Source organism: Streptomyces sp. CNZ301 (genome assembly GCF_004217425.1).
In genome coordinates this window covers 5485363-5507910 of sequence record NZ_SHLG01000001.1, presented here as the reverse complement: position 1 = coordinate 5507910, position 22548 = coordinate 5485363, and the positions used below count along the sequence as shown (strand labels likewise).

At 71.3% G+C, this 22548-nt stretch carries 17 protein-coding genes, 1 tRNA gene and 1 pseudogene; 11 read left to right on the top strand and 8 right to left on the bottom strand.

The window, feature by feature from the left end; translation table 11 throughout:
- Positions 1–428: 428 nt before the first annotated feature.
- Positions 429–878, top strand: a complete 450-nt coding sequence (locus EV375_RS23700) for a DUF485 domain-containing protein (protein WP_165434813.1) — start codon at positions 429–431, stop codon at positions 876–878.
- Positions 875–2491: a sodium/solute symporter gene (locus EV375_RS23695; RefSeq protein ID WP_486588671.1), complete on the top strand. Its 1617-nt coding sequence runs from the start codon at positions 875–877 to the stop codon at positions 2489–2491. The genes EV375_RS23700 and EV375_RS23695 overlap by 4 nt, the downstream gene beginning before the upstream one ends.
- Before the next feature lie 203 nt (positions 2492–2694).
- Here EV375_RS23695 and EV375_RS23690 read toward each other — a convergent pair whose 3' ends face one another.
- The 6 genes from EV375_RS23690 to EV375_RS23670 all read right to left on the bottom strand — a co-directional run bounded on the left by EV375_RS23690 (position 2695) and on the right by EV375_RS23670 (position 9912).
- Positions 2695–3717 carry a cellulose-binding protein gene (locus EV375_RS23690; RefSeq protein WP_207228244.1) on the bottom strand — a complete coding sequence of 341 codons (1023 nt, stop codon included), beginning with the start codon at positions 3715–3717 and terminating at the stop codon, positions 2695–2697.
- Positions 3718–3924: 207 nt separating this feature from the next.
- Positions 3925–4074 carry a hypothetical protein gene (locus tag EV375_RS29260; RefSeq protein WP_165434812.1) on the bottom strand — a complete coding sequence of 50 codons (150 nt, stop codon included), beginning with the start codon at positions 4072–4074 and terminating at the stop codon, positions 3925–3927.
- 262 nt (positions 4075–4336) lie between these two features.
- Complete coding sequence (locus tag EV375_RS23685; RefSeq protein WP_130301416.1) at positions 4337–4837, bottom strand: GNAT family N-acetyltransferase; 501 nt, start codon at positions 4835–4837, stop codon at positions 4337–4339.
- A gap of 282 nt (positions 4838–5119) precedes the next feature.
- Positions 5120–7738, bottom strand: a complete 2619-nt coding sequence (locus EV375_RS23680) for an SUKH-4 family immunity protein (RefSeq protein ID WP_130301415.1) — start codon at positions 7736–7738, stop codon at positions 5120–5122.
- Positions 7739–7780: 42 nt separating this feature from the next.
- Positions 7781–8854, bottom strand: coding sequence for an SMI1/KNR4 family protein (locus tag EV375_RS23675; RefSeq protein WP_130301414.1), 1074 nt, complete (start codon positions 8852–8854; stop codon positions 7781–7783).
- A 281-nt stretch (positions 8855–9135) separates the two neighbouring features.
- Entirely contained in the window at positions 9136–9912 is a 777-nt protein-coding gene (locus tag EV375_RS23670; RefSeq protein ID WP_130301413.1) for a hypothetical protein, read from the bottom strand.
- Between the two features lie 299 nt (positions 9913–10211).
- On the opposite strand from EV375_RS23670, the gene EV375_RS23665 reads away from it, so the two are divergent.
- Positions 10212–10874, top strand: a complete 663-nt coding sequence (locus EV375_RS23665; RefSeq protein ID WP_130301412.1) for a YwqJ-related putative deaminase — start codon at positions 10212–10214, stop codon at positions 10872–10874.
- A pseudogene (locus tag EV375_RS23660) lies at positions 10799–11365 on the top strand (SUKH-3 domain-containing protein); the annotation flags it as partial. The gene EV375_RS23665 and the pseudogene EV375_RS23660, both read left to right, overlap by 76 nt.
- Positions 11366–11659: 294 nt before the next feature.
- Here EV375_RS23660 and EV375_RS23655 read toward each other — a convergent pair.
- Positions 11660–13162: a histidine kinase gene (locus EV375_RS23655; protein WP_130301410.1), complete on the bottom strand. Its 1503-nt coding sequence runs from the start codon at positions 13160–13162 to the stop codon at positions 11660–11662.
- Positions 13163–13360: 198 nt separating this feature from the next.
- Between EV375_RS23655 and EV375_RS23650 the strand changes: the two genes are divergently transcribed.
- The 7 genes from EV375_RS23650 to EV375_RS23620 all read left to right on the top strand — a co-directional run bounded on the left by EV375_RS23650 (position 13361) and on the right by EV375_RS23620 (position 19384).
- Entirely contained in the window at positions 13361–14044 is a 684-nt protein-coding gene (locus EV375_RS23650) for a glycine--tRNA ligase (protein ID WP_130301409.1), read from the top strand.
- Between the two features lie 23 nt (positions 14045–14067).
- Positions 14068–14139, top strand: a tRNA-Gln gene (locus EV375_RS23645).
- A 132-nt stretch (positions 14140–14271) separates the two neighbouring features.
- On the top strand, positions 14272–15774 hold the full coding sequence (gene glmU / locus EV375_RS23640) for a bifunctional UDP-N-acetylglucosamine diphosphorylase/glucosamine-1-phosphate N-acetyltransferase GlmU (RefSeq protein WP_130301408.1): 1503 nt from the start codon (positions 14272–14274) through the stop codon (positions 15772–15774).
- Between the two features lie 96 nt (positions 15775–15870).
- Complete coding sequence (locus tag EV375_RS23635) at positions 15871–16848, top strand: ribose-phosphate diphosphokinase (RefSeq protein WP_130301407.1); 978 nt, start codon at positions 15871–15873, stop codon at positions 16846–16848.
- 380 nt (positions 16849–17228) lie between these two features.
- A complete protein-coding gene (locus tag EV375_RS23630) occupies positions 17229–17837 on the top strand; it encodes a 50S ribosomal protein L25/general stress protein Ctc (RefSeq protein ID WP_130301406.1) in 609 nt (202 codons plus the stop codon).
- 211 nt (positions 17838–18048) lie between these two features.
- A complete protein-coding gene (pth, locus tag EV375_RS23625) occupies positions 18049–18705 on the top strand; it encodes an aminoacyl-tRNA hydrolase (RefSeq protein WP_130301405.1) in 657 nt (218 codons plus the stop codon).
- 145 nt (positions 18706–18850) lie between these two features.
- Positions 18851–19384 (top strand): hypothetical protein, encoded by a 534-nt coding sequence (locus EV375_RS23620; RefSeq protein WP_130301404.1) that lies wholly within the window; start codon positions 18851–18853, stop codon positions 19382–19384.
- 235 nt (positions 19385–19619) lie between these two features.
- On the opposite strand, the gene ppc is transcribed toward EV375_RS23620, so the two are convergent.
- Positions 19620–22415 (bottom strand): phosphoenolpyruvate carboxylase family protein, encoded by a 2796-nt coding sequence (gene ppc, locus EV375_RS23615; protein WP_486588670.1) that lies wholly within the window; start codon positions 22413–22415, stop codon positions 19620–19622.
- Positions 22416–22548 lie beyond the last annotated feature (133 nt).

Genomic DNA, 22548 nt, shown 5'->3' with positions numbered 1-22548 from the left:
CGCGCGGCGGCCCCTGCCGCCGCGCACGTCAGTGAAGTTCTCCTGGAGTGTCCCGGTGCGCGGACGCGCGCCGCGATGGTGCCCGTACCTCTTCCGGAGCGGGGGTCTGCCCCACCCTGCCCGGCGACGGATGCCGCCGAAGCCGGCTCCCCGACCGGCCGGGCCGGGCAGGCCCCGCCGACTCCGTGAACGGAGCCTAGGCACCGCAAGCGGCGCCCTCGTCCTGCTCCAGGACGATTCCGCAGGGCCGGGTACAGGTGGAGCGACCCCTAGGGGTGTTCCGGCGGCACCGCGACGGAGCCATGACCTTCAGTGACGATGCTGGAAATGTGACAGATTTCCGTACGACCCTTCCTACGAACCGACACTCGCCAGTAACGTGCGGTCAACCTCGGGCGTTTCGGCCCCGTACGGGAGGGGAGGCGTGCATGGCCTTCAGCCGCGGCGAACAACGCGGGTTCTTCGACGACTACGGAGCGTATCCGTCCTCACCCTCACATCCACCCCGGCCGGCCCACCCCCCACGCCCCTCGTACGGCCCGCCGCCGGCCCACCCCCCGACCGTCCCGGCCCGCGCCGACACCGAACTTCGCCGGCTGCGCGGCGCCTACAAGTGGCTGCGCCGCAGCATGACCGTGGCCGTCCTCGGCTACTTCACCGTCTACCTCGCCATGACCGCATACCTGCCCGGCCTCATGGCACACTCCGTGTTCGGCGCCGTGAACCTCGGCGTCCTCCTCGGACTGCTGCTGCTCCCCATCACCCTGCTGACGGTCCTCACCTACGAGCTCTTCGCCCGCGTCACCGTCGACCCCATGTCGCACAGAGTGCGCATCGCCGACGAGGAACGGCGCGAGAGCGAGGAGGAAAGCGGGTGAACCCGGGCTCCGTAGACGCCGGTTCGCAGTCCCTCTCCTTCGCGATCTTCGCCGCTCTGGTCAGCGTCACGCTGCTGCTGTGCATCATGACGAGCGCCGAACGCGACGACCTCGACGAGTTCTACACGGGTTTCCGCACCCTGGCCCCGCTGCGCAACGGCCTCGCCATCGCGGGCGACTACATCTCCGCCGCCACCGTCCTGTCCACGATCGGCATCATCGCGCTCGCGGGTTTCGACGGGCTGCTGCTCGCGCTGGGCACCGCCCTGTCGCTGCTGCTTCTGATGGTTCTGCTGGCCGAACCCCTGCGCAACGCCGGGCGGTTCACCATGGGCGACGCTCTCACCCACCGCGGCTCCAGCCGCCCGGTGCGCCTCGCCGCGAGTGCCGTCACCCTGGCCTCGCTGCTGCCCCTGATGGTCTTCCAGCTCTCCGGCGCCGGCCATCTCGTCACGCTCGTGCTGGGCTTCGAGGGCTCCTCCGTCCGTACGGCGACGATCGTCGCCCTCGGCGGACTCATGATCGGCTACGCGGCGATCGGCGGGATGAAGGGCACCGCACTCATCCACATCATCAAGCTGGTGGTGCTCTTCGGCGCCTCGCTGATGCTCGCGCTGCTCGTCATGGACAAGGTCGGCTGGGACCCCTCACGGCTCGTCACCCTCGCCAACGCCGGCAGCGGAGGCGGATCCGCGTACGCACGCTCCGGGCTGCTGATCGAACCCACCACCATCGGCAAGGCCGATCTGGTCGCCAGTTCGCTGACCGTCGTCTTCGGCGCCGCCTGTCTGCCCCATGTGACGATGCGCATGTACACCGCCCGGAACGCACCCGAGATCCGGCGCGCGATGTCGTACGCCGTCATGATCATGGCGGTCTTCGCGCTGCTCATCGCGGTCATCGGCGCCGGGGCCACGGCACTCCTCGGCCGCGAAGTCCTCGCGGCGGGCGGCCCGGAGGGCAGTACGGCGATCCTCCAGCTGGCCCGCGCGATCCTCGCGGACTCGGCCGCCCTCTCCACGTTCGTCTTCACCACCGTCTCGACGGCGGTCTTCCTCACGCTGCTCTCGTCCGTCGCCGGGATGATCCTCGCCTGTGGCAACTCGCTCGCACACGACCTGTACGCGCACGTGCTGGCCCGCGGCGGTGAACCCCCGCAGCGGCGCGAGCTGCTCGTCGCCAGGGTCGCCGCCTTCGCCGTCGGCGCACCCGCCATCGCGCTGGCGGTACTCGTCCAGGACAGGGGGCTGCGGGCGCTGATCATCCTGTCCTTCAGCATCGCCGGGTCCGCCATCGCACCGGCACTCGTCTACAGCCTCTTCTGGCGGCGCTTCACCCGCGCCGGGCTGGTGGCGACGCTCATCGGCGGCACCGCCACGGCGATCGTGGTGACGGCCTTCTCCACGACCGTCTCGGGCACGTCCCAGTCCCTCTTCCCCGAGAGGGACTTCGACGTCTTCCCGCTCATCACCAGCGGCATGATCAGCATCCCCGTGGGCTTCTTCCTGGGCTGGGCGGTCACCTTCACCGGCGGCCGGCGCGCACGGCAGCGCGCACGCGCCGAGTACCTGGCCGCAGAGGCGCGGCTGCTCGCCGGGGCGAGGCGCCGCTGAGGGCGCGCCGATGAGCGCGCCACCGCAAGTTCCGCCGAAGTGAGTTCCGCGGGGCGGGAATTCGCGGTTCGGAGCGGGGCTCGGAGTCCCGTGCCGTGCTGCTTGAATGAGTGCGGTCCGGGGCGAGGGACCGGGGGGGGGTCACGGCAATCCGCACCCGCGGCTCGCTGCCCGCCCGCAACCCGCAACCCTACGGCGGACGTTCAGCGTCCGCGGCCCCGGACCTGCCCCGGAACGGTGACCACCTCGGACGGGGCGGACTCCTCACCCGACGCCGCACCCGGCCCGTTGCCCCCGCCGGGCCCCGCGTCCCCCGCCTCCTGCTCCGGACGCTCCTGCTGCTCGCCGCCGTGTGCGAACGTCCGTCCCGTCAGCGACGCCAACGTGCTGCGCACGCGCGCCATGTGCCGCCTCATCTCCGCCGCGCGCTCGGCGTGCTCCCACAGCGCACGCTCCGTCTCCCGCTCGACGGCCTCCTCGCGCACCCGCGCACCCGCGTGGAGCTTCGCACCCCGGGCCTGAGCCTCTTCCTGCCAGCGCCGTGCGTCCTCCTCCGCCTCCTCGCGTTCGCGCCGCACAGCCTCCATCAACTGCTCGCCCCGGTCGGTTAGTTCACCGACGTACGCCTCGACGGCCCGCTTCCGCTCCGCGAGTTCGCGTTCCGCCTCCTCCGACTCGGCAGCCTGGTCCCGCTCCTGTCCGGCCAGGGTCGCGGCACAGTGCGCCTTTGTCTCCCGCAGCACCTCCTCCGCCGCCCGGTGCGTCTCCGCCGCAGCCTCGCGCGCGGCCGCCTCCACGGCTTCCGCCTCACTGCGCGCCGCCGCGAGGCTGCGGGCCGCGGCGGCGGCCGCTTCCCTCCGCAGCAGCTCCGCCTCTTCCTCCGCGGCCTCGCGGACCGCGCGAACGTACGACTCGGCCTCCTCCGCGGTTTGTTCCGCTTCCGCCTGCGCCGCCGCCCTCACATCGGCCGCCTCCGCCTCGGCCATCGACAGCAGCCGGCGGGCCCGGCCGCCGAGCGACTCGTACGTCTGCGGCGGCAGCGATTCGGCAAGGCCCCTCAACCGCTCGGCCTCCGCGGCAAGTTCGCGCTCCCGCGCGGCGAGTCCGGCGATGCGTCTCCGGTCCTCCTCGCGCTGCCCGATCAGCCCGGCGACCGCCTTGTCGACCTGCTCGGGCCGGTATCCACGGCCCCTTACAACGGTGAACGCATGCGGCGACGCACCCATAGCGAGCCCCTTACCTCAGCAACACACTCAACGGCGGACGCACATCTTTCTCGATCCGAGCGAAGCGGTCATAACGCGACACTCCATACGAGCGCACCGCGAACGTGGCGCCGTGTCACCCGGAGAGGGCACGAGACGGGCCCGTTGCGGCCGGAATCGTGCGCGGCACCAGCGGCGATGCCCGCACGGCACGAATCCCGCCGCCCGTCACCTCACGGACGACGCGGACCATCCGTGCGGGTGACGGGCAGCGGGACGGGAGGCCGCCGCGAAGAGTGAACGGAGCGGGTGTACGGGCGCGTTGGCCACACCGGCCGGCCATGCGTCGGTGCCCCAGCCGTAGATGGTGATCTTCATCTCCGGATGGCGGCGTGCCGGCGGCGACGGTCGGCCGGCGCACCGCTCCTGGTGCCCTGAGGCCCGGCTGGTGTCGGCGTCGCCAGGCGGACCAGCGGAGCCGGCGGGCCGCACCGTGCACGGACCGCACGACGGATGTCGTGACCAGTCGCCGGGACTCGTCGCAGGTGAGCGGGATCAGCTCACCCCGGGGGTATTCACAGCCAGATGATCAGCGGTGGCCGCACCCGCCTCCCAGCCGCCCCGCCGACAAGATCGCGGTCTACCGCCGGGGGACGAGGTCACGCTGATGCCAGGTGCCTGACTTACCGCCGAGGTCGGCCGGGCCGGCCGGGCCGACAGGGACGAACCCGGCCTTGGTCAGCACCTTCTGCGAAGCGGTGTTGTCGTGGGCGGTGGCCGCCCGAAGCGTGCACAGCCCATGGCGCGCCGCCGCCAGCCGGCACAGCTCCAGGACGGTCGCGGTCGCCACACCGCGGCCGGCGACGTGCTGCGCGACCCGGTAGCCGACTTCGGCGGTACCGTCCTCGAGGTCGTACAGGTTGAACCGGCCCAGGACCGCTCCGTCCTCGGCAACGAGCACGTAGAAGGCGCAGACACCGGACTCCTGCTCAGCCAGCAAAGCGCTGTACCGGTCGGCGAACCGGTCGTAGAACTCATCGCCGCGGTCGGGGACCGAGGCAGCGAAGTAGGCGCGATTCGCCAGCTCGAAGGCCAGGACCGCCGGGGCATGTCCGGCACGCAGCCGCTCCAGCTCGGGCACGGCGCGACTGTACCGGGACGGTGCGCCGAGGCCGCCTGAATTTCCCCGGCGGCCGACTGCCCCTGGACCACGGCGGATCCGATCCACGGGGTGGAGCATCAGCCGTGTACGGGCCCGAGGGGACGGGCCGTCCCTGGGCGGACGCCACAGGCCGCGGAGGACGGAGCGGGCCGCGGAGGACGGAGCAGGCCGCGGACGGGACACGCAGCGGGCCGTTCGGAACGGGCGGCACGGCCCGGGCCCTCTTCGAGCCCGGGCCGCCGGCACACCCGGCGGGACGGGCTAGAAGAGCCCGTCCCACATCTGTTCCAGCAGCACCGCCCACCAGTTCTCCGGGGAGGAAAGCGCGGCCGGATCCAGCGCCGCGAGCTGTGCCTGGAAGTCGACCGTCCACCGCCCCGCCTGCTCCTGCGTCAGCCCGTACCGCAGCGGCCACATGCGGCCGAGCAGGGCGAGCGCGCGCACGAACTCCGGCAGCCCGGTACTGACGAACTGCGGCTGCGCGGGCTGCCCTTCGGGGCCGCCTTCCAGCGGTACCGCCACGATGTTCGCGGTGCCGTACTGGACGCACATCTGCCTGCCGAAGTCGTTGCCCACGACCAGATACGAACCCGCGTCGGCGCCGGGCTGCACACCCCTCTCCTGCGCCAGCTCGGCCAGCGTCGGCACCGGACGGCCCGGCTGGGCCTGGCCCCAGAAGAACGGGCCGACGTCCACCGGCAGGCCGGCCCGCACCAGCGTCTGCCCCACGATGTCCGGAACACCCTGCCGGGAGACGGCGTGCTGGTCGAAGCGGAAGACGGCCTGCGGACCGAACGCCTGCAACAGCTCCTGCCCTATGGCGTCCGGCGGCAGCGGCGGCACGGGCGGGATCTGGTGCTGCGGCGGCAGCGGCACGCGGAACGGCGCGGGACGCGACGGGCCGTCCGCCACCTGGTGCAACTCGCCCTGGTGCTCCAGCAGATGGCGCATGCCCTGCTGACGTGAGGCGTGGTCACGTCCGTACGGCGCGGTGTGCGTCACACGGACCTGCGGCCAGGTCTCGCGGATCATGCGGGCGCAGTAGCCGCCCGGCAGCTCGCAGGACTCCAACTCCGTGTGCAGCTCCACCACTTGCTGCGGCGGCACGTTCATGTTGCGCAGCTCGTGCAGGATCTGCCACTCCGGATGCGGGGTTCCGGGCGCGGAGCGCCTGATCAGCTGCTGCTCCGAGCCGTCGGGCGCGCGGTAGCGCAGCACCGCCATGTAACCGGGGCCGACGGTGGGCACGCCGGAGGGCTGCTGCTGATGGGCGTACGCGGGCGGCGCGGCGCCGGGCATGCCGGGGGCCCCGGGCGGCGGACCGGCGGGCGGCCCCTGCTGCGGGAAGCCGTAACCCTGCGGCGGACCTCCGGGAGCCGCGGGAGCGGCCGGCGGCGGGGGCGGAGGCGCGGGCGGCGGAGGGGCGCCGGGGCCGCCCTGCGCGGGCCCCGCGAGCATCGTTGCCGCATGGTGCACACCTCCCCCGGAACCGGCGTCACCACCGCCGGGACCCGCACCCCCGGGCTGCCCCGGCGCGGCCGGCGGAGGCGGAGGCGTGCCGGGAGCACCGGGAGGCGGAGGCGTGCCGGGGACCCCGGGCGGCGGAGGCGTGCCGGGACCGCCCTGCGCGGGCCCCGCGAGCATCGTCGCCGCATGGTGCACACCTCCCCCGGAACCGGCGTCACCACCGCCGGGACCCGCACCCCCGGGCTGCCCCGGCGCGGCATCGGCACCGTCCCGCAGGCGAGCCACCTCGTCCGCGGAGACCATCTGCGTCGGTACGTAGCCCCCGCCGGCTCCTCCGGGTGCGTCTCCACCCGCGCCGGGAGGCCTGGCTCCCGGCGTGCCGGGCGCACCGGGCGGCGGCGGTACGGACGGGCCGCTCCCCCGCGAGGGACCGGACTCGTCGGCGGCCGCCCTGCCCGTGTCGGCGTCGGCGCCGCCCGACGCGCCGACCGCCCCGGGAGGACCGGGGGGCGGCGGAGGGGCGCCGACGCCGGAGGAGCCGCCCAGCGAGGGGCCCACCAGCATCGTCGACGCATCGTGCACACCGCCCCCGGAACCGGCATCGCCGCCGACGGGGCCCGAACCGGGGGGTGGCGGCGGCGTGTTGGGCGGAAGGGGCGGTCGCGGCGGCACCGCGGGGCCCTGTCCCGGGCCCGGAGCCGAGCCGGGCGGCCGGCTCTGTTCGTGCCCCTGCCGGTCCGTGCCGTCCACGGCCGGGGAGACCGCCGTCCTCGGAAGAGGAGCGCCCTCGGGAATCATCTCCGTCTTGGCGTCCGCGGCCCCCTCTCCGCCGGAGAGGGGCGGGGCGAAGACCGTTGCGGGAGGCAGCTGGGCCGCACCGCCGCCGGAGCTGCTGGTGTCCGCCGCGTCCCACGGGCTGACGCCTGCGGGCGGCGACGCACCCGCGGCAGCCGCGGCGCCGCCCGTGCCGGCCGCGGCTCCCGTTCCGGACGCCGCCCCCGTGCCGGCGCCCCGCCGGTCCGGGATGCCCATCTCGTCGGCTGCCTGCTGAAGCCAGTCCGGCGGCGTCAGCAGGAAGGACGTCGCCTCCAGATCCAGACGCTGCGGGGCCGACGCACCGCGCTGAGAGGCCGCGGGCACGCCGGGAGAGCCGTACTCCTCCTCGTAGCGGCGGATGACCTCACCCACCGGCAGCGCCGGCCACAGCGTCGTCTCCCCGCTGTCCCGCGCAATCACCAGCCGCGCACGCGTCACTTCGTCCCCGGACCCGAAGCCGGACCCGGCGGGGGACTCCGCCCACGCCACGAAGCCCAGGTCGAACTCCCGCACCCGCACCTCCCGGTGCCGGTCGGCGGGCACGTCGCCGTTGACCCAGCGCTCCGCGCGCTCCTGAGCCTGTGCGAAGGTCACCATCGCGCGCTCACTTCCCAACTCCCCCGACTCTCAACGAGGTCCTCACACCTGGACCGCACGTGCGAAACCGCCGTCCACCATCAGGTTCGCGACGGTCTCCAACTCCGGCGGGCTGCCCGCGAGCCGCAGCAGGAACTCGTCGAAGTCGGCGCCGCACGGCCGCAGAAGCCGCTCCGAACGCGTCTGCACGTCGAACCCGTCCTGGTCACGCGCGTCGTCGAAGGCGCAGAACCACACCGAACCGACGGCCTCGCCCTTGACCTTCACGGCGATCAGACCACCCTGCACGAACCCCACCCCGAGGAAATCCTTCGTGAAGTGGTCGCGCAGACACTTGTTGACGTACACGAGGTCATTGACCGCCGCGTCCTCCCGCACCGTGAAGAACGGCTGGTCGACCAGCAGCCCCAACTCGGCGTCCAGCCCGACACCGCGCGGCGCGCAGCCGCCCGCCGCCTTCAGGAACGCCCGGTAGGCGCCCGGCAGCCGGTACCCCAGACGCTCCTCCGCATCCAGCACCTGCGCCTCGGTCACCGCGACCGAATGCGGCACCTCGAAGTGCACAGGCCTGGTGTCCTGCAACGGACGCGTACCGCTCTTGGCGTGGTCGACGTTCGCGGTCGCCAGCCCACCGTGATGCCGCAGCAGCACCTTCACCTCGACGGGGACCAGCTCCATGCGGCGGCCGTACGCCACGTGGTGCCACGTCCAGCCGTGCGGAGTCGCCACCGGAGACAGGTCAGCCCACAGCTCGTGACCCGCGGCGTGCAGCGCGGCGTTCGCCGACACGTAGTCCGTGAGCCGCAGTTCGTCACCGCCGAAACCCTCCGGAGGCTCCGCGATCTCGGCCGCGGCACGCGCGTACGGGGAGAAGACGGGAAGGCCGTTCTCATCGACGCGGACCCCGGCCGGATGCCGGGCGGCCCGCACCGGATCGGGAAAGTTCACGACCTGGCCGGCGTAGGCCCGGTTCGGCGGCGCGGCACTCCCCCCGGCCCCGGCCCCTGGTGGACCTCCCACGGGGATTCCCTGGGGGTCCCCCCGGCGAAGCGAGGGGGAGGAGCCAGGAGGAGGAGCGTGGGGCGGTGCGCCCGCCCCGGACCGGCCTGTCGTCATCGCGGAAGCCCCCTGCTGCACATCTGGCTGACGTGGGACAGCCTATGCGGTACCCCAACTGCGGGGCACCGGCGCCGGTACCGGGATCACCCCGCGCACCCGGCGGAACCGACCGGGCCCGCCGGGTGCGCGGGGCGGGCGGCGCCGGTCACTCGGCGCCGCTCCCGGTCGCCGGACCGCCTGTTTCCGGGCCGCTTCCCGACTGGTTCCCTGCTGACTTCCGGACTGCTTCCGGACTGCTTCCGGACTGCTTCCGGACGGTTCCCGCGCGCGGGAACCTGCTAGTTCCCGGCCGCCTCCGTCAGCTTCTCGTGCTGCTTCTTCACCAGCGACTTGGCCACCGCCTGCGGCTCGTCCGACAGCGAGACCGACATGAACGACGCCGTGTTGCCGCCCGTACGGACGATGGTGAAGACCGTCGGAGAGTCCTTCCCCTTCACGTCCTCCATCGTGAAACGGACCGAATCGTCACCGACGCCGACCGACCCGTCCCGCTTGATCCGCAGCTGCGTCCTCTCCCCCGTACCGATCTTCCCCGCGAACGAATCGCAGGCGCTCAGGGCCTTCTTCAGATCCCCGAACCACTTCACGGCACCGCCGTCGCCGTACGAGGAGAGCAGCACCTGCTGAACCGCACCGCCCGTACTGAGTGAACCTTTCATCAGCACACCACTGGCGAACGCCTTGCGCTCACGCTCCGGCTCGGCATCCACCACATCGGTGATCGGGGAACACCGGGGATCCTCCGACTCGATCGACCCCTGGCCCTCGAGCGCGTCCTCCTTGTTGCGCTGCGCCCGGTACCCCTTCACATCACCGGACTTGAGCAGCGCCTCGTTCAACTGCTTCTCGTCCAGCGGCGGCACACCACTGCCGGCACCGTCACCCCCGTCACCCTCCTCCGCTCCCCCGCCGCCGGAACCCCCGGACTGCCGACCCTGGTTGTCCTCCTTCTTCGCCGCACCGCCACCCTCGTCACCTCCGCCACTGCAGGCCACAGCCGTCACAGCGAGCACCGGCACAACCACCACCACCCCCAGCGCACGGCGGACACGCACACCGACGTGACTCCCCCTGCGACCACACGTGCGACTGTGTCGGTCACCATCACTGCGACAACGAAGAGAGGTGCGGCCCATCACGGAACTCCTGCCTCGGAAAAACGACGCACGCCAGATGCCCGCCCCACTATCCCCGGTCAACCAGCCCTGATTCACCCCACTTCGGAAACCATCACATCCCCCTGACATGCCCACTGGCATGATCGACTCTCCCCCCACACTGCATACTTGGCCCGGCACACAGCACACACCACGACACAAACGGCAGAAGGGTCCGTGCGGGGAGGAACCACCACATGAACACCGCGTCGCTGAATTCCCCGGCGTCCACACCGGCAACACCGGCAACACCACCCACGTCGGCAACGCCCGCGCCCCCGGCAACAGGCGCCGGAGCGGCCGCCGGAGCGGCCACGCCCACCGCACCGGCCACGAGCCACGCCGCCGACGACCCCCGCGTCGGCTGGACCACCGCACCCGACAACACCACACCCCCGCTCCACGAACGCCGCGACGGCATCCTCCCCGCAGTCGCCGCGGCCCTCTCCGTACGCGGCCGCACCCTCACCTCCACAGGCAACAAAGGCGACCAGCCCCCCGCACCCCACCCCCTCGTGCAGGACTTCCTCGACACCCTCACCACCGAACACCGCGCACGCCACACCGGCCGCTGCCCCGAAACCGTCCTGCTCTCCCGCTACCTCACGACCACCGAGAACGCCCGCGCCGCCAAACGCGGCAACCGCCGCACAGGCAACGCCAAACCCCGCCCCCTCACCCACAGCGAAGCCAAACGCGCCCTCAAGCACGCCAAACTCACCGCCCGCCACATCCGCGAGGACGGCGACCCTCTGCACGGCACCTACGCACCCCCTTGCCGGGCATGCAGCGCACTCCTCACCCACTTCGGCGTACGCCCCGTCGACCCCGGAACCACCGGCGAAAAGGCACCCCGGTGAACCGCCCCCCGCACCAGCGCACCTCCACCACCCGCTTCCCCGTCGCAGTGGACGACGCCCTGCGCAACGCAGGCTGGAAACCCGGACGATGGGACATCCGCCAGGCCGAGGAATGGGCCGACGCCCTCCGCGGCCACATCTCACCCGGCGGCCACCGGCACACCGTCGTCCCCGCCGCCGTCGAAGTCTGGGCCGAATTCGGCAACCTGCCCATCGCCCCCACCGGACCAGGCCGCAACATCGCCCCGGCCGGCGTGCACATCGACCCCATGCACGCCCTCCACGCCGCCCGCACCCTCGCCGACCTCGGCCGCGCCCTGCGCACCCGGATCTGCCCCCTCGGCACCGACGGAGCCGACGCCGCCCTCCTCGCCATCGACACCGAGGCACGCGTCTACAGCCTCGACCACACCGGCGACTGGTACCTCGGCAAGGACTTCGACACCGCACTCGCCGCGCTGCTCACCGGCACCCGCCCCGAACGCCTCACCAGACCGCTCGACGCCGCGACAGGCACGGGCACCGCCGCGGACCCCGGTACGGGCCCGGCCACCGCCACACGCACACGCACCGGCCCCCCGGCCGGCCCCGGCCCGGACCCGTCGTCGCCCACCATCTCCGGCACGGTTCACACCGCCCGTCCACGCGGACCCCGCTGACCTCCCGGCCCGGGACACCGCCCGACGCCGACCGCAAACACCCCACGCGCCGCCACGCCCCCGCACAGGGAGAGCCCCACCGGGGACCCCCTCCGCGGCAGCTCCAGCGCGGGCATCCGCAGGCCTCTACCGCGAAGCCGCCCCGTCCGGCCCCACGGCCTGCGGCCTTCCGGCCGGAATCACGGCCGACACCCGGAAACCCCCCAAATCCGTCGGCCCCGACACGAAACCCCCGCCGAGCGCCGTCACCCGCTCCTTCATCCCCACGAGCCCGTTGCCACCGCTCGGCAACTCCGCACCGGCCGCACCGGCACCGTCCGCCGGCTTCTCGTTCTCCACCTGAACCGCGACCTCGCCCTCGCGATGCGCCACCCGCACCCTCGTACGAGCACCCGGCGCATGCTTGTGCACGTTCGTCAGCGCCTCCTGCACCACACGGAACGCCGTCTGCTCCACACCCGCCCCGTAACCACGCGGCGAACCGTCAACCGAGAAATCCACGGACATCCCCGTCTCCCGCGACTGCCCCACCAGGGCATCCAGCTCCGACAGGCAAGGACCCCCGCCGGCAGACCGCCCCTCAGCCGCGACGCCTCCCGCACCGGAAGCACCCCCCGCAACCGCGACCGCGCCCGCCCCCGAAAGACCCGCACCCGCGGCGCCTTCACCCGAGGCCTGCCGCGGCACGCCCTCACGCCCCCGCTCACCCGAACCGTCCTTCGCCGACCCCGCGGCAGCCGCCGCGAACTCGGCCAGCCGCACCGACGCGCCGCCGGCACCCGCATCCCGCGCACCGGCCTCCCGCGCACGCTCCGGCGAGCGCAGCACCCCGAGCATCGTCCGCAGCTCCGTCAGCGCCTGCCGGCCCATGTCGCCCACCAGCGCCGCGTTCTTCGACGCCTTCTCCGGATCCTTCAGCGCCACCGCCTGCAACGCCGCCGCATGCACCACCATCAGACTCACCCGATGCGCCACCACGTCGTGCATCTCCCGGGCAATGCGCGTGCGCTCCTCGCTGCGCGCCCACTCCGCGCGCTCCTCCGCCCGGTCCGCGAGCAGCGCCAACTCCCGCTCCAGGCCGTCCGCGCGCTCCCGCAGCGACTCCACGAGACGGCGACGAGCGCCCACGTACAGACCCGTCAGCACCGGCGGCGTCGTCAGCCCGATCGCCACCAGGACGGACATCAGCGGGATGAACCACGCCGGAGGGTCGAACCCGGGGTCCTGGCCGATGCTCTGGTGCATCCGCACGATCGTGATGATCACGACGGCGGCCGCCTGCATCCCCGTGAGCAGCACCGTGACCCGGCGCGGCACGTCCGCGGCGACCGCCAGGCTGTAGAGCCCGACGAAGCCGAGCAGAAAACCCATCTCCGCCGGCGTCAGCGCGATGGCCACCAGCACCACGGCGATCGGCCAGCGCCGCCGGAGCACCAGCGTCGCCCCCGCCACCAGCCCCAGAACCACGCCGGACGCCGCGGGCAACCCGGCCTCACCTGCGAAGTCGACACCCTGGACCGCGCACTCCACGGCGGACACCATGCCGAGCGAGATGTCCAGCGCGGCGCTCCGCCGGCGCTTCCACCACCATGGCCCGCCGACGGTCCGCCTCTCCCCCGTCTCGGTCATACGGACCAGCGTACGACCGGGCGCCAACCAGTTTTCCGGCTCGTGACGGAACCGACGACTCCGTAGCGGGACCTGCATGTTCCGGTTAACAGCAACCACCGTCCCGACGTGCAAAGGAAACGCCCGTTCCCTACTCGAACTGGTGAATAGTCTCGCATTACGCCGCACTCCGTCACGGTCCGGGCGGAAACTTCCGACATGGCGCACGCAAAGACCGAACTGAAGTCCCGCGCACGGGAACTGCGACGAGCGGGCAGGACGTACGACGAGATCGTGGCCGAGCTGGGAGTCTCGAAGAGCTCGGTGTCGCTGTGGGTGCGGGACCTGCCGACGCCGCGACGCTCCGTCGAGCGCGCACGAAGAATGGCCGAGGCCAGATGGAGCCCGTTCCGGCAGGAGCGGGACCTGGCCCGCAGGCAGGCGATCGAGAGGGCAAAACAGGACATCGGCCCCATGAGCGAGCGGGACCTGTTCTTGCTCGGCGTGGGCCTGTATTGGGCGGAGGGAACGAAGAGCAAGCCGTACCGGCTCAGCGAAGCCGTCACGTTCGTCAACAGCGACCCGGGCGTGATCAGGGTCTACCTGGCGTGGCTGGAGCTACTCGGGGTCGCGCCCGAACGCCTGCGCTTCTCGGTGATGATTCACGAGTCCGCCGATGTCGAAGCCGCCGAGCAGTACTGGGCCGAACTCGCCGGCCGGGACGTCAGCGACCTCGGCAAGACCACCCTCAAGCGGCACAACCCGAAGACGGTGCGCAAGAATGTGGGAGCCGGCTACCGGGGCTGCCTTGTGGTCCGTGTCCTTCAAGGTGCTGATCTGTACCGTCGCATCGAAGGCTGGTGGTCGGGCATAGTAGAGGGCGCGGCAGCCGAGCTGACTTAATGTCCGCTTTGAGTGCTTCGCTATCCCCTGTGGTGTAATTGGCAACACTGTCGGTTTTGGTCCGACCATTCCAGGTTCGAGTCCTGGCAGGGGAGCTCAAGGTTCGAATACCGGGCCCCGACCGTTGCGAGGTCGGGGCCCGCTCTCGTGTCCGGATCCGGGCACCCTCGCAACCCACCGGTATCCTGCGGGTGTTCCCCCTGACCCCGTAGCCGAAGGGCACACCCGTGAGCGCCAACCGCCCGGCAGCCGTCGTCGTACTCGCAGCAGGCGAGGGCACCCGAATGAAGTCGGCGACGCCCAAGGTCCTGCACGAGATCTGCGGCCGCTCCCTTCTCGGCCATGTCGTCGCCGCCTCACGCAGCCTCTCCCCCGAGAACCTCGTCGTGGTGGTGGGCCACGCCCGTGAGCAGGTGACCGCGCATCTCGCCGGGACCGACGCCGGGGTGCGTACGGCGGTGCAGCACGAGCAGAACGGCACCGGGCACGCGGTACGCATGGCTCTCGAGGAGCTGTCGCGCAGCGGTGTCGTCCTTGACGGCACGGTTGTCGTGACCTGCGGGGACACCCCGCTGTTGACGGGGGAGACGCTGCAGTCGCTGGCCGACACCCACTCCGCCGACGGCAACGCCGTGACGGTGCTGACGGCCGAGGTGCCGGACTCGACGGGCTACGGCCGCATCGTGCGCGACGTTGACAGCGGCGCCGTGACCGCGATCGTCGAGCACAAGGACGCGACGCCCGCGCAGCTGGCCATCACGGAGATCAACTCGGGTGTGTTCGCCTTCGACGCGCAGCTGCTGACGGACGCGCTCGGGAAGGTGCGTACGGACAACAGCCAGGGCGAGGAGTACCTGACGGATGTGCTCGGCATTCTGCGCAGTGCGGGGCATCGCGTGGGTGCGTCGGTGGCGGGCGATCACCAGGAGATCCTCGGGATCAACAACCGTGTGCAGCTTTCCGAGGCGCGCCGGCTGCTGAACGGCCGTCTGCTGGAGCGGGCGATGCTTGCGGGTGTGACGGTGGTGGATCCGGCGTCGACGTGGGTGGATGTGTCGGTGTCGTACGAGCAGGACGTGATGGTGCTGCCGGGCACGCAGTTGACGGGTTCGACGCACTTGGCGGCGGGTTGCGAGGTGGGGCCGAATTCCCAGTTGGCGGACACGTCGGTGGGTGCGGGTGCGTCGGTGAGCAACACGGTGGCGCAAGGTGCCCGGATCGGCGACGGCGTGAAGGTGGGGCCGTTCGCGTATTTGCGTCCGGGTTCGAGCCTGGGTGTGAAGGCGAAGGTGGGGAGTTTCGTCGAGCTCAAGAACGCGGAGATCGGCGAGGGTTCGAAGGTGCCGCATCTTTCGTATGTCGGTGACGCTTCGGTGGGCGAGCACAGCAACATCGGGGCGGCGACGGTGTTCGTGAATTACGACGGTGAGAACAAGCACCGCACGGAGATCGGTTCGCACTGCAAGACGGGTGCGGACAACATGTTTGTGGCGCCTGTCACTGTCGGGGACGGTGCTTATACGGCGGCGGGTTCGGTGATCACGAAGGATGTGCCTCCGGGTTCGCTCGCTGTGGCGCGTGGCCAACAGCGCAATATCGCGGGGTGGGTGGCGCGTAAGAGGCCCGGGAGTGCGGCGGCCCGGGCGGCGGAGAGTGCCGCGCGGAGTGATGCCGAGGGCTCGGATGGTGCGGCGGGCGCGCAGGGCGGCGAGGGCCCGAAGGGTGGCTGACGAGCGCGGACGGCTCCTGTCGGGTACGCGGGGCCGTGGGCCGGGGCGTACGGTTAGGACGCACGCACGCCCCGCGGAACTCAAGGAGACGGTGCAGTGACCGGGATCAAAACGACCGGCGAGAAGAAGTTGATGCTCTTCTCCGGCCGCGCCCACCCCGAGCTTGCGGAGGAGGTCGCGGATCAGCTGGGTATCGGCGTGGTCCCGACCAAGACTTTCGACTTCGCGAACGGCGAGATCTATGTCCGCTTCCGGGAGTCCGCGCGTGGCGCCGACTGCTTTCTGATGCAGAGCCACACGGCCCCGATCAACAAGTCGATCATGGAGCAGCTGATCATGATCGATGCTTTGAAGCGTGCTTCGGCGCGCAGTATCACGGTGATTGTGCCGTTCTACGGCTATGCGCGTCAGGACAAGAAGCACCGTGGGCGGGAGCCCATTTCGGCGCGGTTGATGGCGGATCTGCTGCAGACCGCGGGTGCGGACCGGATTCTCACGGTGGATCTGCACACGGATCAGATTCAGGGTTTCTTCGACGGTCCGGTGGATCACCTTTTCGCGTTGCCGGTGCTCGCCGACTATGTGGGCGGGCAGGTGGACCGGAGCAAGCTGACGGTCGTCTCCCCGGACGCGGGGCGTGTGCGGGTGGCGGACCGGTGGGCGGACCGGTTGGGTGCGCCGCTGGCGATCGTGCACAAGCGCCGTGACCCGGAGGTCGCGAATCAGGTGACGGTGCACGAGGTGGTCGGTGACGTCGAGGGCCGGGTGTGTGTCCTGGTGGACGACATGATCGACACGGGTGGCACGATCTGCGCCGCGGCGGACGCGCTGTTCGCGAACGGTGCGGAGGATGTCATCGTCACGGCGACGCACGGTGTGCTGTCGGGTCCCGCGGCGGACCGGCTGAAGAATTCGAAGGTCAGTGAGTTCGTCTTCACGAATACGCTGCCGACGCCGGGTGAGCAGGATCTGGACAAGATCACGGTGCTTTCGATGGCGCCGACGATCGCTCGTGCGGTGCGTGAGGTCTTCGAGGACGGCTCGGTGACCAGCCTTTTCGACGAGCAGGCGTGAGGGGGCGGGTCCGGGCGTCGTGCGCTCGGACCCGCCGCTCCGGCCCCCCGGTTCGCCGCTCCGGGGTCTCCCGGTCCGCACCTGCTCCGCTCCCGGCGTACTCGGAGTCGTCCCGTCGTCCGCGGGCGCCCGGACCTGTGATCGTGATCGATTTCCGCACGGCCTTCCTCGCCGCGTAGACTCCTGACGTCGCTCGGCGAGGGAGGCCGTGTTCGTGCGCTGGTCGCACGGTCCGGCTCATCCGTTATCGACGCGCGCTCTTCGCCAGGGTTTCCACGGTGGTCTCTTCCGTGGCCGGCTCTGCGGCGTGGCCGGTCTGTCGTGGACGGACCGAGTGACACCACAGACGCGGTATCCGTTTCGAGTGCGAGGAGCGCAGCATGGCTGACGTCAAACTTTCCGCGAGCATCCGTTCCGAATTCGGCAAGGGCGCTGCTCGTCGTCTGCGCCGCGAGGAGAAGATTCCCGCGGTGATCTACGGCCACGGTGAGGACCCGGTCCACGTGGCGCTGCCCAGCTACGACATGATGATGGCGCTGAAGACGCCGAACGTCCTCATCCACCTGGACGTCGAGGGCAAGAAGCAGCTTGTGATCCCGAAGGCCGTGCAGCGTGAGGCGATCCGTGGCTTCCTGGTCCACGCGGACCTGCTGATCGTGCGCCGCGGCGAGAAGGTCAACGTCGACATCCCGATCCACGTCGAGGGTGAGCTGGCTCCCGGGCAGAACCTGCTGGAGCACGTGCTGAACGCGCTGCCGGTCGAGGCGGAGGCCACGCACATTCCGGAGTCGGTCACCGTGTCCGTCGAGGGTCTGGACGCGGGCGACTCGGTCACTGCCGGTCAGATCAAGCTGCCGAAGGGCACGTCGCTGGCCGTCGAGGAGGACGACGTCGTCATCCAGGTCCTGGCGGCTCAGGCCGAGGAGCCGGCTGCCGAGGAGGAGACCGAGGGCCAGGTGGAGGCCCCGAGCGAGGTCGCCCCTGAGTGATCCGGTCTTCCGGGTCTCTTTCCGACTGCCGCCGCGTTCCCTGGCTGCACGGCCGGGTGGAGCGCGGCGGCGGTCGTTCCGCCGCCGGTCTCCGGCGCCCGCAGGTCGCCGATTCACCCTTCGCCGTTCCTCGATCGCCGATTCACCCTTCGCCGTTCCTCGATCGCCGATTCGCCCTTCCTCGATCCTCGACTCTTGAAGGACCGCTCTCATGACGACTGTTGCCGGTACGGGTGGTGCGGGCGGCGCCGGTGGTTCCGGTGCCGCCGGTGGTTCGGGGGGCCCGTCGGGGCCGTGGCTGGTGGTGGGCCTGGGCAATCCGGGTCCGGGGTATGCCGGCAACCGGCACAACATCGGGTTCGCGGTCACGGATCTGCTGGCGTCCCGTATCGGGGGGAAGTTCAAGGCGCACAAGTCGCGTGCGCGGGTGCTGGAGGGCCGGTTCGGGGCTCCGGGGTCGGCGTCGGGCTGCCGTGTGGTGGTCGCTCAGCCGATGTCGTACATGAATCTCTCGGGTGGTCCGGTCACCGCGCTGCGGGACTTCTACAAGGTGCCGGTGGAGCGGATCGTGGTGGTCCACGACGAGCTGGACATCGACTTCGGGATGCTCCGGCTGAAGAAGGGCGGCGGCGACAACGGCCACAACGGGCTGAAGTCGCTGACGAAGTCGCTGGGGCCGGGTTATTTCCGTGTGCGGTTCGGTGTCGGCCGGCCGCCGGGGCGGATGCCCGTCGCGGACTATGTGCTGAGGGATTTCTCCGCTCCGGAGCGCAAGGAGCTGGACTACTTCACGGACCGGGCCGCGGACGCGGTGGAGTCGCTGGTGCTGGACGGTCTGGAGCGGGCGCAGAGCACCTACAACTCGTAGGCGGAGCACGAGAGTTGGTATCGGCTTCCCGGTCGTGGCCGTAACCGGCCCGGGGGCCGGGGAGAAGCCGGACGCATCCGCCTTTTACCGCCCAAGCGGGATGCGGAGGTTGACCCTCCGGGCGGTTTGCCCAAGGATCTCGGCCATGTCCTCCTCGACGACCTCAGCGACGGGAACCGTCCGCGTCAAACGCAGCCGCACTCGCCGCGCCGGGGAGAGCATGTTCGGGATGCTGCTGCTGACGCGCAACATCGTCCTGATTCTGGGGTCGTTGCTGCTGCTCGTCGCCGGAGGCTGGACGTCGTGGCAGACGGCGGGGCCCGCGCTGACGGGCGACGTGAAGGGCACGGTGCGGATCGCGAAGTGCACCGAGGAGAAGTGTGCCGGAACGTTCGTCCCCACCGCCGAGGGCAGTTCACAGGTGCGGAAGGTGACGGTCGACAAGACCGCGTCGGGCAAGGTCGGTGAGCGGCTCCAGGTGGCGTTGCGCCCCGGTACCGACGAGGCCGTGCGTACGGGGCCTTCGGGTGTCCTCTACGGTGCGGTGCCGTTCGGGGGTTCGCTGGTGCTGGCGGGGGTCGTCTTCGTGCTGGGCATGCGGATGAAGCGGACGGCGCTGGTGCTGGGGGTGCTCGGCGTCGGGCTGATGAGCGCGTCCTGGGCGTTGCTGACGTTCTGACGCGCCTCACGGGGCGCGCACCAGGACGCCGGGAGCAGCAGAATCCGGGGCAGCTCCGGCTTCGCCCGCCGGCGGCGCGCTCCCGTCCCATCCTCACATTTCGCGTCTGGGCTTTGCGGCCTCTCACGTTTCACGTCTGGGCATTGCGGCCGTGCGGCGCCGCCGCGTCGGGTGAATTCCCCGTCGCGGCGGCGCCGTTCGCGTCGCGTGTCCGCCGCCGGCGGCGGTGCCGCCGTCAGCCGGTGTTGCGCAGCCCGGCGGCTACGCCGTTGACGGTCAGCAGCAGTGCGCGGCTGAGCATCTGGTCGGGCTCTTCGCCGCGCTCCGCGGCGGCGCGCTGCCGGTGCAGCAGCGTGACCTGAAGGTAGGAGAGCGGGTCGAGGTAGGCGTCGCGGATGGCGAACGTCTGCTTCAGGACGGGGCTCGCGTCGAGCAGTTCGCGTTCCCCGGTGATGCGCAGAACTTCCCGCACGGTCAGGTCGTGTTCGGCGCGGATGGTCTCGAAGACGTGCTTGAGCTCGTCGGGTACGAGGGTGTCGACGTAGTGCTGCGCGATGCGCAGGTCGGTCTTGGCGAGGGTCATCTCGACGTTGGCGAGGAAGTTCTGGAAGAAGTGCCAGTGCTCCTGTGCCTCTTGGAGCACACCGTCGAGTCCGGCCTCGCGTGCCGCCTTCAGTCCTGTGCCGACTCCGAACCATCCGGGCACGATCTGCCGGGACTGGGTCCAGCCGAACACCCAGGGAATGGCCCGCAGTCCGTCGAGGCCGGCGCCGCTGTCGGGGCGCCGCGAGGGCCGTGAACCGAGGTGCAGTTCGGCGAGCTGGTCGACGGGCGTGGAGGCGAAGAAGTAGGCGGGCAGGTCCGGGTCGTCGACCAGCTTCCGGTAGGCGCCGTGCGCGGCGTCGGAGACGGTGTCCATGGCGGCGTCCCAGCGGGCGAGGGCCTCGTCGGACTGGCGGGGCGCGGTGTGCAGCGCGGACGCCTGGAGGGTCGCGGCGACGGTCAGTTCGAGGTTCTCCCTCGCCAGGGACGGCACGAGGTACTTGTCGGAGATGACTTCGCCCTGCTCGGTGACCTTGATCTCGCCATCGAGGGTGCCCCAGGGCTGGGCGAGGATCGCGTCGTGGGTGGGGCCGCCGCCGCGGCCGACGGTTCCGCCGCGGCCGTGGAAGAGCCGCAGCCGCACGCCGTGCCGGTGCGCTACGTCGCGGAGCCTCCGCTGTGCGCGGTGGATCTCCCACTGCGAGGTGGTGATGCCGCCGAACTTGGAGGAGTCGGAGTAGCCGAGCATGACCTCCTGGAGGTCGCCGCGGAGCGAGACGAGCTTGCGGTAGGAGGGGTCGGAGAGCATCGCGTCGAGGAGTTCGTCGGCGATCTTCAGCTCGTCGGTGGTCTCCAGCAGCGGGACGATGCCGATGTGGGCCCAGCCGGCGTGCAGGTCGATCAGTCCGGCCTCGCGTGCGAGCACGGCGGCGGCGAAGACGTCGTCGGCTCCCTGGCACATGGAGATGATGTAGGACTCGATGACTTCGGGCCCGAAGGTCTCCATCGCCTTGCGAACGGTGGTGAAGACGCCGAGGGTCTTCTCGCCCGCCGCGTCCAGGGGCGCCGGCGAGGGCGAGAGGGGACGGCGGGAGCGCAGCTCCTTGGCCAGGAGCCGCTGCCGGTAGTCGCGGGGCATGTCGATGTAGCGCCAGGACTCCTCACCGAGCCGGTCGAAGAGCTGACCGAGGGCGTGGTGGTGGGCGTCGGCGTGCTCCCGTACGTCCATGGTGGCCAGCTGCAGGCCGAACGCGGCGATGGTGCGCAGCACCCGGTCCAGGCGGCCGTCGGCGATGAGTTCGCCGCGGTGTGCGCGCAGGGACGTCTGCAGCAGCACCAGGTCGTCGACGAGCCCGGTGGTGCCGAGGTAGTCGCGCCCGGCGGCGTGGGGTGCGCCGGAGGCGAGCCGGTCGCGGGTGTTGAGGAGCTTCTGCCGGATGCAGGTGGCCTTGAGGCGGTAGGGCTCCTCGGCGTTGAGGCGCTTGTAGCGGGGGCTGATCTCGGGCAGCCGGTCCAGGTCGCGGCTGAGGGAGTCGAGGAGTTCCTCGGTGGCGCCGCTGTTGCGGATGGAGTTGGACAGGGCGCCACGGAGGTCGTCGATGTGTTCGAGGGCGTCGGTGATGCCGTGTTCGTGCTGGAGGAGCAGCACTTCCCACGTCACGTCGGGGGTGACGTTGGGGTTGCCGTCGCGGTCCCCGCCGATCCAGGTGCCGAAGGTCAGCGGGCGGGTGCCGGCGGGCAGTGGGGCTCCGGCCCGCTGGAGTTCGTCGGCGAGGTCCTCCAGTACGTCCCCGACGGCGCCGCGGTGCAGTTCGTCCAGGTAGTAGACGGCGTTGCGGGCCTCGTCGGCCGGTTCGGGGCGGGCGACGCGCAGCTCGTCCGTCTGCCAGACGAGGTCGACGTTCTCGGCGAGGCGCCGGTCGGTGCGGCCGCTGCCGTCGTGGTCGGGGTGTTCCAGCAGTTCGGCGATCTTGCGGAGCTTGGTGAGGACGGAGCGGCGCGCGGCCTCGGTGGGGTGCGCGGTGAAGACGGGCCGGACGCCGAGGTTGCGCACGGTCTGCGCGAGGTGGGCGGGGTCGGCGTCCTTGAGCATGTCGGCGGTGCGGGAGAGGTTGCCGCCTTCGGTGGCGCGGCGGGCGCGCAGTTCCCGGCCGCGGTGGACCTGCTCGGTGACGTTGGCCAGGTGGAAGTACGTGGAGAAGGCCCGTACGAGCTTGGTGGCGGTCTCCAGGTCGGTCCTGCCGAGGAGGGCGGCGGCGGCCTCTCCGTCGCTGCGCGTCAACGCCCGTACGCGTTCGACGAGGTCGAGCAGTTCCGCTCCCTCCTGGCGCACGAGGGTCTCGCCCAGAAGGTCTCCGAGGCGGCGGATGTCGGCGCGAAGGGCGCTGTTCGCCTCGGTTTCGGCGGCGTCGGTCCCGTTGCCGGCCGCCGACCCGTTTCCGCCCTCCCGGCGGAGGGTCTCGGCACGGCTCACTTCGGCACTGCTCACAGGTGAGGCTCCTTGCAGCATTTGCTTCGGGCAGGTCACGGACCGCGCTGTCCGACGCTCCCCAGGATATGCGGGGCGGTCTTCCGCCCCTGGTGCCGTCCGATGGGTGAGCAAGCTCTCGTCTCCCCCATGC

Bases quoted from the DNA above. Each gene is read 5' to 3' on its own strand.
- EV375_RS23700 (WP_165434813.1), top strand. From the start codon at position 429: ATGGCCTTCAGCCGCGGCGAACAACGCGGGTTCTTCGACGACTACGGA.
- EV375_RS23690 (WP_207228244.1), bottom strand. From the start codon at position 3,717: ATGGGTGCGTCGCCGCATGCGTTCACCGTTGTAAGGGGCCGTGGATAC.
- EV375_RS29260 (WP_165434812.1), bottom strand. From the start codon at position 4,074: ATGAAGATCACCATCTACGGCTGGGGCACCGACGCATGGCCGGCCGGT.
- EV375_RS23680 (WP_130301415.1), bottom strand. From the start codon at position 7,738: ATGGTGACCTTCGCACAGGCTCAGGAGCGCGCGGAGCGCTGGGTCAAC.
- EV375_RS23675 (WP_130301414.1), bottom strand. From the start codon at position 8,854: ATGACGACAGGCCGGTCCGGGGCGGGCGCACCGCCCCACGCTCCTCCT.
- EV375_RS23665 (WP_130301412.1), top strand. From the start codon at position 10,212: ATGAACACCGCGTCGCTGAATTCCCCGGCGTCCACACCGGCAACACCG.
- EV375_RS23655 (WP_130301410.1), bottom strand. From the start codon at position 13,162: ATGACCGAGACGGGGGAGAGGCGGACCGTCGGCGGGCCATGGTGGTGG.
- EV375_RS23650 (WP_130301409.1), top strand. From the start codon at position 13,361: ATGGCGCACGCAAAGACCGAACTGAAGTCCCGCGCACGGGAACTGCGA.
- EV375_RS23630 (WP_130301406.1), top strand. From the start codon at position 17,229: ATGGCTGACGTCAAACTTTCCGCGAGCATCCGTTCCGAATTCGGCAAG.
- pth (WP_130301405.1), top strand. From the start codon at position 18,049: ATGACGACTGTTGCCGGTACGGGTGGTGCGGGCGGCGCCGGTGGTTCC.
- EV375_RS23620 (WP_130301404.1), top strand. From the start codon at position 18,851: ATGTCCTCCTCGACGACCTCAGCGACGGGAACCGTCCGCGTCAAACGC.